Source organism: Streptomyces sp. 2A115 (assembly GCF_052245575.1).
Taxonomy (GTDB): Bacteria; Actinomycetota; Actinomycetes; order Streptomycetales; family Streptomycetaceae; genus Streptomyces.
Genome location: NZ_JBQQCG010000106.1, coordinates 23,792 through 34,864, shown reverse-complemented (window position 1 = coordinate 34,864; position 11,073 = coordinate 23,792). Strand labels below are relative to the sequence as shown.

General features: G+C 73.4%; 10 protein-coding genes and 1 pseudogene. 6 read left to right on the top strand and 5 right to left on the bottom strand.

The features are described 5' to 3' along the window. Nucleotides 1-89: 89 nt before the first annotated feature. Both ACTWQR_RS49205 and ACTWQR_RS49200 read right to left on the bottom strand, forming a co-directional pair. Nucleotides 90-1,202 (bottom strand): sensor histidine kinase, encoded by a 1,113-nt coding sequence (locus ACTWQR_RS49205; protein WP_443233861.1) that lies wholly within the window; start codon nucleotides 1,200-1,202, stop codon nucleotides 90-92. 2 nt (nucleotides 1,203-1,204) lie between these two features. Then, on the bottom strand, nucleotides 1,205-1,972 hold the full coding sequence (locus ACTWQR_RS49200) for a response regulator transcription factor (RefSeq protein ID WP_443233860.1): 768 nt from the start codon (nucleotides 1,970-1,972) through the stop codon (nucleotides 1,205-1,207). A 103-nt stretch (nucleotides 1,973-2,075) separates the two neighbouring features. On the opposite strand from ACTWQR_RS49200, the gene ACTWQR_RS49195 reads away from it, so the two are divergent. From ACTWQR_RS49195 to ACTWQR_RS49185, 3 genes and pseudogenes are all read left to right on the top strand, one after another. Beyond that, a complete protein-coding gene (locus ACTWQR_RS49195; RefSeq protein ID WP_443233859.1) occupies nucleotides 2,076-2,828 on the top strand; it encodes a glycosyltransferase family 2 protein in 753 nt (250 codons plus the stop codon). Next, entirely contained in the window at nucleotides 2,825-3,442 is a 618-nt protein-coding gene (locus ACTWQR_RS49190; RefSeq protein WP_443233858.1) for a TIGR04282 family arsenosugar biosynthesis glycosyltransferase, read from the top strand. The genes ACTWQR_RS49195 and ACTWQR_RS49190 overlap by 4 nt, the downstream gene beginning before the upstream one ends. Continuing rightward, nucleotides 3,439-4,068, top strand: a pseudogene (locus ACTWQR_RS49185) (class I SAM-dependent methyltransferase); the annotation flags it as partial. The gene ACTWQR_RS49190 and the pseudogene ACTWQR_RS49185, both read left to right, overlap by 4 nt. 185 nt (nucleotides 4,069-4,253) lie before the next feature. Here the strand turns inward: ACTWQR_RS49185 and ACTWQR_RS49180 are convergent. Together ACTWQR_RS49180 and ACTWQR_RS49175 are read right to left on the bottom strand one after the other, a co-directional pair. Further along, entirely contained in the window at nucleotides 4,254-4,736 is a 483-nt protein-coding gene (locus tag ACTWQR_RS49180; RefSeq protein WP_443233857.1) for a hypothetical protein, read from the bottom strand. Next, nucleotides 4,736-6,076 carry a molybdopterin-dependent oxidoreductase gene (locus ACTWQR_RS49175; RefSeq protein ID WP_443233856.1) on the bottom strand — a complete coding sequence of 447 codons (1,341 nt, stop codon included), beginning with the start codon at nucleotides 6,074-6,076 and terminating at the stop codon, nucleotides 4,736-4,738. The genes ACTWQR_RS49180 and ACTWQR_RS49175 overlap by 1 nt, the downstream gene beginning before the upstream one ends. Nucleotides 6,077-6,287: 211 nt before the next feature. Here ACTWQR_RS49175 and ACTWQR_RS49170 point away from each other — a divergent pair, with 211 nt between their 5' ends. After that, on the top strand, nucleotides 6,288-7,631 hold the full coding sequence (locus ACTWQR_RS49170) for a hypothetical protein (protein WP_443233863.1): 1,344 nt from the start codon (nucleotides 6,288-6,290) through the stop codon (nucleotides 7,629-7,631). A gap of 74 nt (nucleotides 7,632-7,705) precedes the next feature. Further along, nucleotides 7,706-8,620, top strand: a complete 915-nt coding sequence (locus tag ACTWQR_RS49165) for an NAD(P)-dependent oxidoreductase (protein WP_443233855.1) — start codon at nucleotides 7,706-7,708, stop codon at nucleotides 8,618-8,620. A 124-nt stretch (nucleotides 8,621-8,744) separates the two neighbouring features. Here the strand turns inward: ACTWQR_RS49165 and ACTWQR_RS49160 are convergent, their stop codons facing one another. Then, nucleotides 8,745-10,184: an MFS transporter gene (locus ACTWQR_RS49160; RefSeq protein WP_443233854.1), complete on the bottom strand. Its 1,440-nt coding sequence runs from the start codon at nucleotides 10,182-10,184 to the stop codon at nucleotides 8,745-8,747. Nucleotides 10,185-10,307: 123 nt separating this feature from the next. Between ACTWQR_RS49160 and ACTWQR_RS49155 the strand changes: the two genes are divergently transcribed. Next, nucleotides 10,308-11,054: a TetR/AcrR family transcriptional regulator gene (locus tag ACTWQR_RS49155; RefSeq protein WP_443233853.1), complete on the top strand. Its 747-nt coding sequence runs from the start codon at nucleotides 10,308-10,310 to the stop codon at nucleotides 11,052-11,054. The last annotated feature ends 19 nt before the right edge of the window (nucleotides 11,055-11,073 follow it).

Sequence of the window (11,073 nt, the reverse complement as noted above, 5' to 3'; positions counted from 1 at the left end):
CAACCAACCCAGGGGCGCGGGGAACTGCGCGACCAGCCCCCACAAACCCGCACCCAAAAAACAAACCCAACCGCCCAACCGCCGGAGGCTCACGCCTCCGCCACCGGCAGCGTCACCTCGAACCGGCACCCCCCGGGCACGTTGTGCACGACAGCCTGCCCCCGGTGCGCCTCCACGATGCCGCGGACGATGGCCAGGCCGAGGCCGGCCCCGGCGGGAGGCGTACGAGCGTGTGTGCCGCGCCAACCGGTGTCGAAGACACGGGGCAGGTCCTCCTCCGGAATGCCGCCGCAGCCGTCCGTGACGGACAGGACGACCCCCTCGGGCGACCGCTCGGCGGCGATCGCGACCGTGCCGTCGGCCGGCGTACGGCGGATCGCGTTGATGAGGAGATTGCCGAGCACGCGGCTCATCTCCTTGCCGTCCACATCTACCGGCACGGGTTCGACGCGGTCACCCACGAGCCGTACGCCGTGCTCGCGGGCGAGAGGGTCCGCTCCCGCGAGGGCGTCGCCGACGAGGTCGTACAGGGAGATGCGGGACGGCGAGAGGGCCAGCGCGCCGGCGTGTATGCGGGAGAGCTCGAACAGGTCCCCCACCATGCCGTTGAGCCGCTCGACCTCCGTACGGATCTGGCGCAGATAGCGCTGGGGGTCGGCGGCGACGCCGTCCTCCAGCGCCTCCGACATCGCACGCAGCCCGGCGAGCGGCGTACGCAGGTCGTGCGAGATCCAGGCGACGAGTTCGCGCCGGGAGCTCTCCAGCGCGCGCTCACGGTCGCGGGACTCGGCCAGCCGCGCACTGGTGGCCGCCAACTCGCGGCTCAGCGCGGACAGTTCGGCGGTCGCCGGTCCCACGGGAGCCGCGAAGTCGCCGCCGTCGCCGAAGGAGCGCGCGGCGAGCGTGAGCGCCCGGCTGCCGGCGACGACCCAGCGGCCAAGGAGCAGTGCGGTGGCCAGCGAGACGACGGCGGCCATCGCGACGACCGTCGTCACGACGCTCAGGTCGTGCGCGTTCAGGAACATCGCCTGCGCGACGGCCAGCGTCCCGGCGAGCATCGCGCCCACGGCGACGGCGGCGACCACGGCGAGCGACGCGGTCAGCGAGCGCTGCCGGGTCAGCCGCAGCACACCCGCGCCGAGCAGTCCGGCCGCGGCGGCGCCGAGGAAGGCGAAGAAGGCGATGAGCAGCGTGTCTTGCATGGTCAGACCGTCTCCTCGTGGGGCGCGTCCGATGTGTCGGGCGTGTCGTCGAAGCGGTAGCCGACGCCCCACACCGTCTGGATCAGCCGGGGCCGGGCCGGGTCGTCCTCGACCTTGCCCCGGAGCCGGCGCACATGGACCGTGACCGTCGACAGGTCGCCGAAGTCCCACCCCCAGACCTCGCGCATCAGCTCCTCACGGCTGTAGGCGTGGCCGGGGTTGCGCAGGAAGAACGCGAGGAGGTCGAACTCCCGGACGGTGAGGGCGAGTTCCGCGCCGTTCTTGGTGGCGCGGCGGCCCCCGGGGTCCACGGTGAGGCCGGGGGCGTGCAGCGGGTGCTCGGTGGTGGCGGGACGCGCCCGGCGCAGGACCGACTCCACCCGCAGCACCAGCTCCCGGGGGCTGAACGGCTTCGTGACGTAGTCGTCCGCGCCCACTTCCAGGCCGAGGATCCGGTCGTCCTCGTCACCGCGCGCCGTGAGCATGATGACCGGTACGGGCCCGCGGCCGCGTATCCGGCGGCACACCTCCAGGCCGTCCATGCCGGGCAGCATCAGGTCGAGGACCACCAGGTCGGGCCAGTGCGCGGCGGCCCGGGCGAGCGCGGACGGCCCGTCCCCGGCGCGGTCCACGTCGTACCCGGCGCGGTCGAGGTAGCCGGCGACGACCTCGGCGACGGTGGGGTCGTCGTCCACGACGAGGACGCGTGTCCGGTCTCCCTGCCCGTGCCGGGCAGGTCCGGGACCTGGGGATTCGTACGGCTGCTGCATGGATCCAGCGTCGCACCCGCCTCGGCCGGGTGCGACGGGTCCGTCCCGACGTCCGTGTTTCGTAAGGACCTGAAGACCGTTATGCCCCTTTTGCTTCCGTAGGGTGATTTCCGTGACGACCTCTCCCAGCACGGAACCGGCACGGCACGCGGGGCCGCCCGCCGACGTCGACGTGGTCCTGCCCTGCCTGAACGAGGCCGGCGCCCTCCCCTGGGTGCTCGCCCGCATCCCGCCCGGCTGGCGCGCGCTGGTCGTGGACAACGGCTCCACCGACGGCTCGGCGGACATCGCCCGCGCACTCGGCGCGACCGTCGTGCACGAGACGCGGCGCGGGTTCGGCGCCGCCTGCCACGCGGGCCTGACCGCCGCGACTGCCGACATCGTCTGCTTCTGCGACTGCGACGCCTCGCTCGACCCGTCGTGCCTGCTGCCCTTCGTCCGCGAAGTACGCGACGGCCAGGCCGACCTGGTGCTCGGCAGGCGCCGCCCGCAGGGCCGGGGCGCCTGGCCCGCGCACGCCCGGGCCGGCAACCTCGCGCTCTCCCGGCTGCTGCGCCGCCGCACCGGGCTGCGCCTGCACGACCTCGGCCCGCTGCGCGCCGCCCGCCGCGAACCGCTGCTCGCCCTCGGCCTCACCGACCGGCGCAGCGGCTATCCGCTCCAGATGGTCGTGCGCGCGGCCGACGCCGGCTGGCGCGTCACCGAGCACGACGTCCCGTATCTGCCGCGCGCCGGCGCCTCGAAGGTGACAGGCACCTGGCGGGGCACCTTTCAGGCGGTACGGGACATGAGCCGGGTCCTGGCCCAGCCGCCCGCCCCTTCTCGCGCCCCCGCCCAGGGAGGAACCGCCCAGTGACCACTCTGCTCGTCATCGCCAAGGAACCGCGGCCAGGGCGCGTGAAGACCCGGCTCACGCCCCCGTTCACGCCCGGGGAGGCGGCGGCACTGGCGGAAGCGGCGCTGGCGGACACCCTGCGTGCCGTGGCCGCGGTACCCGCGCGGCGCCGCGTGCTCGTGCTCGACGGAGCGCCGGGCCCCTGGCTGCCGCCCGGCTTCGACGTCGTACCGCAGAGCGCGGGCGAACTCGACGAACGGCTGGCCGCCGCCTTCGCGGGCTGCACCGGTCCCGCCCTGCTCATCGGCATGGACACGCCCCAGGTCACACCCGAGCTCCTCACCGTGGACTTCGCCGACTGCGACGCGTACTTCGGTCCTGCGGTGGACGGCGGCTTCTGGGCGCTGGGGCTCGCCGAGCCCGATCCAGGGCTTCTGCGTGGCGTACCGATGTCGGCGCCCACGACAGGTGCCGTGCAGCGTGGCCGACTCGTCGCGGCGGGGCTGCGCGTGCGTGAGCTGCCCCGCCTGCGGGACGTGGACACGGCCCGCGACGCGGAGGCGGTCGCGGCGGCGGCACCGTGCGGCGGTTTCGCCGCGGAGTTGGCCCGCGTGCGGGCGGTGGGCAGCCGATGAGCAGGGCACGCGGCGCCGCGGCTGGGCAGGTGTCCTCACCCCCGCCGCCCCTACCCTCCCCCACGCTCGGCTCCGCTCGCGCGGGGGGATCCCCATCCACCCCCAGGGGGCTCCGCCCCCAGACCCCCGTTCGGCCTGAACGGCCTCGTCCTCAAACGCCGGACGGGCTTACGTGGTCCGCCGATCCCTACTCCGACGCACTCCGTACCGGCCGCGGCCCCCTCTATCTCCGCCGACCCGACGGCTGGCTGCTGCCGTTGGAGGTGGAGCGCTGGTGCGCGGACGCCGACGCCGTGGACATGGAGGTGCTGGCGCGCTGCGAGGGTGCCGTACTCGACGTGGGGTGCGGGCCGGGGCGGCTCGTCGCCGAGCTCGCGGCCCGGGGCAGGACCGCGCTCGGCATCGACGTCAGCGAGGCCGCCGTCGCCCACACGCTGCGGATCGGCGGCCAGGCCCTGCGGCGCTCGGTCTTCGAGACGCTCCCGGGCGAGGGCCGCTGGGACACCGCCCTCCTCATCGACGGCAACGTCGGCATCGGCGGCGACCCGGCGGCTCTGCTGCGACGGATGTCCCAACTCATCGCCCCGGACGGCCTGTTGATCACCGAGACCGTCCCGGACGTGGACCTCGACGAACGCGTCAGCGTCCACATCGTCCGCGCCACCGACACCCGCGCGCCCGACGCCCGGGCCACCGACGGCAGCCAAGGCACTCACACCCACGGCGCCGCGGGACCGGCCTTCCCCTGGGCCCGTCTCGGCACCCCCGCCCTGCTGCGGCACGCGACGCGCGCGGGCTGGCGCCCGGACGGTCAGTGGACGACCGGCGGCCGCTCCTTCGCCGCCCTGCGCAACCCCGGGCGCGGGCGCCGGCGCAGGCGCAGGACGAACAGCACCGCCGAGCCTCCGAACAGCACCGCCGTCACCAGCAACCACCGGCCCAGGAACACATCGCCCGGCAGGCCCGTCGCGGACTCGTAGTATCCCGCCACCCGCCCGCTGATCAGCGGGAACCACACCAACAGGAGCAGCCCGGAGAGGGCCGCCGGGACGCGGACGTACATCGTCCACCGCCGGTGTCCCGCCGCGCCGAGGGCCCGTACGACCGCCTGGTCCACGGCGCCGTACAGCGGCAGCAGCACCAGGTCGTGCAGCACCGCGGCGCCCACGAACCAGAGTGCGACCCCGAACCAGTCGTCCGCCAGCAGCTGTACGCCCGCGTATCCGGCGAGCGCGAACGAGCAGGCGAGCAGCAGGAGTTGGAGTGGGCTGCCCACCACCAGACGTCGCTTCATCACAGGTCTCCGTACGTCATGCGGGCCACCCACTTGGTGTTGAGCACGCCGGGCGCCGCGGGGACGATGACGCGCGCCGGGTAGCCGTGGTCGGGGGTCAGGGGCTCGCCGTTGACGAACAGGGCGAGCAGGGAGCGCGGGTCGCGCACCTGGTTGTCGCGCAGGGCGGCCCGGCGGAACGCCCCGCGCCGCTGGAGGGACTCCACCAGCACGTCGGGCGTCGCGTCCGCCTCGTATCCGACGAGCGCCGCCAGGTCCCGCAGCCGTACGCCCCGCCACCACTGGTCCGAGGTCGACCAGCCCTCCACACAGGCGATGGGCAACGCGGCGCTGTGGAGGGGGAGTTGGAGCAACTCGGCACGGCTCAGCCGCACGATCTCGCCGTCACGTCCCTCGACGACCAGTCGCCACGCCTCCTCGCTCGTCTCCGTCGCGCTGATCCCGCGCGACGCGGCCGTCTTGTTGATCTGGAAACCGGCGGGGCCGCTGCCCGGTTCGGGGCCGCCGTGCGGAGCCAGCACGGCGGTCGCCCGCAGCGGCCCGTCGAAGTTCTGGCCCGCCGTGGTGGCGAGCAGGAGCAGCGATCCGCCGCCGACCATGCCGAGGGCCCCGCGCCGCGAGACCGTGGGTTCGGCGGGGTTCGGGGACACCAGCAGTTCTTCGTCTCCTGAGGACGGCGATTTCCCTGCTTCTGAGGGCAGTTCCCCCTGTCCCTCCGGTCGGTCTTCCTCCGGTCGGTCTTCCTCCGGCCTGTCCTCCTCCCGCAGCCGGCGCAGGTTGCGTACGGCCATCGGCAGCCGCAGCACCGCGTGCGTCACGAACGCGGCGAAGAACACCCACGCGCCGTAGAAGTGCAGCGGGTAGAAGGAGCCGGGGAAGAGGTAGTCGAGCTGGACGTTGAGCAGGCCCGTCACGAACTCGAACAGGGCGCCGCCGACCAGCAGGAGCAGCGAGATCCGCTCCAGCGCGTGCGCGAGCGACCTCGCCGGCGGCAGGGCGAACAGCTTCGGCACGACCGACCACAGCTTCGCCAGCAGTACGGGGATCAGGGCGACGCCGAGCGTGACGTGGACGCCCTGGTTGAGGCGGTACAGCCAGGGCGGGTCGGTCGGCCAGGAGAAGAGGTAGAAGCCGAGCAGGCCCTTGTCCGGGGTCTTGTCGTTCACCGGCGACAGGCCCGGGTTGTAGGCGGCGTACGACAGCAGGCCGGTCACGAACAGCACCGTGATCCCGAAGAGGAGCACCACCCCGAGCACCGACGTGAACCAGGGGCCACGCAGCGGGCTGCGCCAGAAGGCCGGCGAAGAAGGGGAGAACGCGGGAGAAGGAGAGCGTGCCATGAGCCGACCGTAGGCCGGGAACACCCCGCGGAGAGGGACTCAAACCATGACGAAAGGCTGACGTCGGAGGCTGACGTCGAACCATGACGAAACGCTGACGTCCGCGCCCGGCGGATCCCCGGAGCGCCGCCCGCCGCTCTAGCGTTCCCATGTGAACCGCGATCTTGTGCACGGCGACCCTGCGAACCGCGAACCCGCGAACCGCGGCCTTCTGAACCGCGACCTTCTGCGCGACCTGTGCGCGGCCCTGGCCGCCGCGCTCCTCGTCGTGGCCGCCGCCCTGGTCGGTGCCGCCATCAAGCGGGAGAAGGACACCCTCCATGTCGGCTGGCCGCCCCTGTACGCCAACTGGGTGCCCCATGTCGGGCCCGGCACCTTCATCGCGCCCTTCGTCGCGGTCGCCGTCGTGGCGTACGGCCCGGTCCTGGCCGCCCGGCTGCCCTGGCGCGGGCTGCTGTTCACCGTCTGGGGCACCGGAACGGCCTGGGCGTTCTCACTCGCCCTCATCGACGGCTGGCACCGCGGGATCGCCCGACGGCTGACGACGAAATACGAGTACCTCCAGGTCATCGACCGCTTCGACGACATCCCCGCCACCCTGCGGGACTTCACCAACCACATCCTGCTCGATCCACCGGACCACTGGCCCCCGCATGTCGCCGGGCACCCGCCGGGCGCCACCCTCACCTTCGTCCTCCTCGACCGGGTCGGTCTCGGCGGCGGGGCGTGGGCGGGCGTCTTCGTCATCACCGTCGGGGCGACGGCGGCGGTCGCGATCCTCGTCACCGTACGGGCGCTGGCCGGGGAGGTCCTCGCCCGCCGTGCCGCGCCCTTCCTCGTGGTGGCCCCGGCCGCCGTGTGGGCGGGCACCTCCGCGGACGGCTACTTCGCCGCGGTCGCCGCCTGGGCCGTCGCGTTCCTCGCGCTCGCGGTGACGGGACACCGGCCGCGGCTGACCGGCCTCGCCTCCGGCCTGCTCTTCGGCCTCACCCTCTACCTCTCCTACGGGCTCACCCTGTACGCCGTGATCGCGGGCGGCGTCCTGCTGCTGGGCTCCCGGCGGCTGCGTCCCCTCCCGTACGTTCTCGTCGGGCTGCTGGTCGTCCCCACGGCGTTCACCCTGGCCGGGTTCAACTGGTGGGAGGCGTACCACCTGCTGGTCGAGCGCTACTACCAAGGCGCCGGCGGCTTCCGGCCGTACGGCTACTGGGTGTGGGCGAACCTCGCGTGCACGGTGCTGGTGGTGGGCCCGGCGACGGTGGCGGGCCTGCGGCGGGCCGGTGCGGCTCCCGTCCGCAAGCGCGTCCGCACCTGCCTGCGCGCCCCCGGCACCGCCACCGAGACCCGGTTGGCCCTGCTGCTGCTCGGCGCACTGCTCGCTCTCCTCGCCGCCGATCTGTCCGGGATGAGCAAGGCGGAGACGGAACGCATCTGGCTGCCCTTCGCGGTGTGGCTGCTCGCGGCGGGCGCGTTCCTCACCCGGCCCCGCGCCTGGCTCGCCGCGCAGGCCACGCTCGCGCTGCTCCTCAATCACCTACTGCTGACGGGCTGGTGACGGCGGAGCCGTCAAGATGAAGGAGAGGCCCAGCAGGGCCACGAGCAACCAGCAATCCACAGAGAGCCGACGTCATGACCGACACCCTCACCGTGAGCGTCCTCGGTACCGGGATCATGGGGGCCGCGATGGCCCGTAACCTCACCCGGGCCGGACACACCGTACGGGCCTGGAACCGCACCCGCGACAAGGCCGAACCGCTGGCCGCCGACGGCGCGTACGTCGCCGACACCCCCGCCGACGCCGTGCGGGGCGCGGACGTCGTCCTGACCATGCTGTACGACGGCGCCGCCGCGCTGGAGGTCGTGCGGCAGGCCGCGCCGGCGCTGCGTCCCGGTACCGCCTGGGTGCAGTCGACGACCGCCGGGATCGAGGCCGTCGGCGAACTGGCCGGCCTCGCCCGCGAGCACGAGCTGGTGTTCTTCGACGCCCCGGTGCTCGGCACCCGGCAACCCGCGGAGGCCGGCCAGTTGATCGTCCTCGCCGCGGGCCCGAGCCGGAGCCGGGAGGCCGTCGCGCCCGTCCTCGACGCCATCGGCGCCCGCACCGTGTGGACCGGCGAGGACGGCGCGGAGGGCAGCGCCAGCCGCCTCAAGCTCGTGGCCAACAGCTGGGTCCTCGCGGCCACCAACGCGGCCGGCGAGGTCCTGGCCCTGTCCCAGGCCCTGGGCGTGGACCCGCAAAGCTTCTTCGACGCCATCGCCGGCGGCCCGCTCGACATGGGCTATCTGCGTACCAAGTCGGAGCTGGTTCTCAACGACCGTCTCTCCCCGGCCAGTTTCGCCGTGACCACCGCCATCAAGGACGCCCGCCTGATCGTCGAGGCCGGACAGCGGCACGGCATCCGCCTCGACCTGGCCGCCGCCGGCGCGGAACGCCTCGCCCGCGCCGCCGCCCAGGGCCACGGCGACGAGGACATGGCCGCCGCCTACTTCGCCAGCTTCGACGAGGAAGACCAGGCCGGGAGCAGGACGGACCAGACCTTCTGACCCGGACCCGGACCCGGCCCTCGGGTCGCGGGTCGCCGGTCGCGGGTCGCGGCCGGAGTCGGCGCCCCGCCGGCGAACCCAGGCACGTACGCCCACGTACGCCCACGTCCGGCCACGTCCGCCGTCAGTGCGCGTGCGGCACGCCCGTCTGCTGCGGCTTCCCACGCGGTACGAGCCCCACGGCCACCGCCGCGCTCACCACCGCGGCGAGGGCGCAGACGGTGAAGGCATCCGTGAAGCCGCCGACCGAGCCGCGCTCGATCCCCGACGCGGCGACCGTGGAGACGACCGCCACACCGATCGAACCGCCCACCTCGTGGAAGGTGTTGACGACTCCGGACGCCAGGCCCGCCTCGTCGTGTTCCACCATGCCCAGCGCGGTGGTGGTGGCGGTGACGAAGACCGCGCCGATGCCGAAGGAGGCGACGACGAAACCGGGCAGCAGACCGGCGTACACGCTGCCGTCGGTGGACAGCTGGGTCAGCGGTACGGATCCGGCGGCGGCGATCGCCATCCCGCCCACGGCGACGGCACGGCTGCCGACCCGTCCGACGAGCCGGGAGGCCAGGTGGGCGCCGAGGCCGGTCGCCACGGCCACCGGCAGGAACAGCAGACCGGTCTTCAGGGGACTGAAGCCGTGTACATGCTGCAGGTACACGGACCCCAGGAAGAAGAAAGCGATCAGCAGCGCGGTGGCGACCAGCATCAGGAACGCACCTGCCAGCACCGGCCGCCGGGTGAACATCCGCAGGTCCATCAGCGGGGCCCGGGAGGCCCGTTCGACCACGGCGAACGCCGCGTAGAGCACCGGCGCGGCAGCGAGCGACAGCAGGGTGGCGGCGTCGCCCCAGCCCGCGTCGCCCGCGTTCACCAGGCCGTAGATGAGGGCCGCGGTGCCGACGGTGACCAGCAGCGCGCCGGGCACGTCGAGCCGGGACGAACGCGGCGGACGGGCCGGGACGAACGCGGGCAGCGCTACGAGGAGGGCGAGGCCGACCGGCACGTTGACGTAGAAGACCCACTCCCAGCCGGGGCCGGCGGTCAGCGCCCCGCCGATCAGGACGCCGGCGGCCGCGCCGGAGCCGCCGATCGCCGCCCACACGCCCAGCGCCTTGTTGCGCTCGGCACCGTGGAAGGCGGTCGTGACGATGGAGAGCGCCGCGGGGGAGAGCAGGGCCGCGCCGACGCCCTGGGCGATCCGGCCGCCGAGCAGCATGGGGGCGCCCGTGGCGAGGCCGGTCACCAGTGAGGCGGCGGTGAAGACGGCGAGCCCGGCGAGGAGCGTACGGCGAGCGCCGAGGGCGTCGGCCAGCCGGCCGCCGAGCAGCATCAGGCCGCCGAAACACAGGGTGTACGCGGCGACCACCCAGGTCAGCGTGGCCCGGCCGAGGTCGAGGTCGGCGGCCATCTCGGGCAGCGCGACGTTCACGACGGTGACGTCGAGGATCAGCATGAACTGGGCGACGCAGATGAGGGCGAGCGCGGTCCAGCGGCGTGGGTCGGCGGGTGGGGCGTGGTCGTGTCCGTGGGGCGCGTGCTGGGCGCCGGTGGAGGGATGGGTCATGGCGAGTCCTCGGGTGGTGACGGGTGGAAGGTCGCACGGCCTGCAGTGCCCAGAAACTGAACTGTACTGCACAGTACATATGAACTCAACAGTTCAGTTCAGTTCCGTTGCTAGGATCGGGCCATGAGCGTGGAGAGCGACCGGGCCGTGAGCGTGGAAGGCGTCAGGCAACGCCCCAGCGGCCCCCGCGCCGAACTGAAACGGCAGGCCATCGTCCGGGCGGCACGCGAGCTGTTCCTGCGGGACGGTTTCGGAGTCGGCATGGACGCCATCGCCGCCGCGGCGGGCGTGTCCAAGGTGACCGTCTACAACCACTTCGGCAGCAAGGAAGCGCTGTTCAGCGCGGTCATCTCGGGCGCGCTCGACGACCCCCTGACCGGCACCGGAGCCTCACCGGCAGCGCTCGAGGGCCTGGCCGAGGCCGAGGACCTCCGTACGGCACTCCTCGACGCCGCCCGCGCCTGGGTGCACGCCGTCAGGAGCAACCACGACGTCATCGCCCTGCGCAACCTCGTCGCCGCCGAGCAGCACCGCTTCCCGGAACTCGGCCGGGCCTGGCAGGGGCACGGCCCCGAGGGCCACCATCCCGCCGTGGCCGGCACGCTGCGCGCGCTCGCGGACCAGGGGCGGCTGGTCATCCCCGACCTGGAGGCCGCGATCATCCAGCTGTACGCGCTCCTGGTCTTCCCCCACATCGTCTTCGGCACGTACGGCACCGGCATCGACGAGGACCTCACGGACCGGCTCGTCACCAGCGGCGTGGACATGTTCCTGAGCCACTACGGCCTGCGCGAGGAACCGTCCGCCGAGAAACCGGCACCATCCGCCGGGAAAGCCCGAGGAAAGCAGCAAAGCCCCGAGAAAGAATGAGCCGGTGAGTCGCGCGGAG

Bases quoted from the DNA above. Each gene is read 5' to 3' on its own strand.
- ACTWQR_RS49175 (WP_443233856.1), bottom strand. From the start codon at position 6,076: ATGGCACGCTCTCCTTCTCCCGCGTTCTCCCCTTCTTCGCCGGCCTTC.
- ACTWQR_RS49155 (WP_443233853.1), top strand. From the start codon at position 10,308: ATGAGCGTGGAGAGCGACCGGGCCGTGAGCGTGGAAGGCGTCAGGCAA.
- ACTWQR_RS49200 (WP_443233860.1), bottom strand. From the start codon at position 1,972: ATGCAGCAGCCGTACGAATCCCCAGGTCCCGGACCTGCCCGGCACGGG.
- ACTWQR_RS49160 (WP_443233854.1), bottom strand. From the start codon at position 10,184: ATGACCCATCCCTCCACCGGCGCCCAGCACGCGCCCCACGGACACGAC.
- ACTWQR_RS49165 (WP_443233855.1), top strand. From the start codon at position 7,706: ATGACCGACACCCTCACCGTGAGCGTCCTCGGTACCGGGATCATGGGG.
- ACTWQR_RS49205 (WP_443233861.1), bottom strand. From the start codon at position 1,202: ATGCAAGACACGCTGCTCATCGCCTTCTTCGCCTTCCTCGGCGCCGCC.
- ACTWQR_RS49180 (WP_443233857.1), bottom strand. From the start codon at position 4,736: ATGAAGCGACGTCTGGTGGTGGGCAGCCCACTCCAACTCCTGCTGCTC.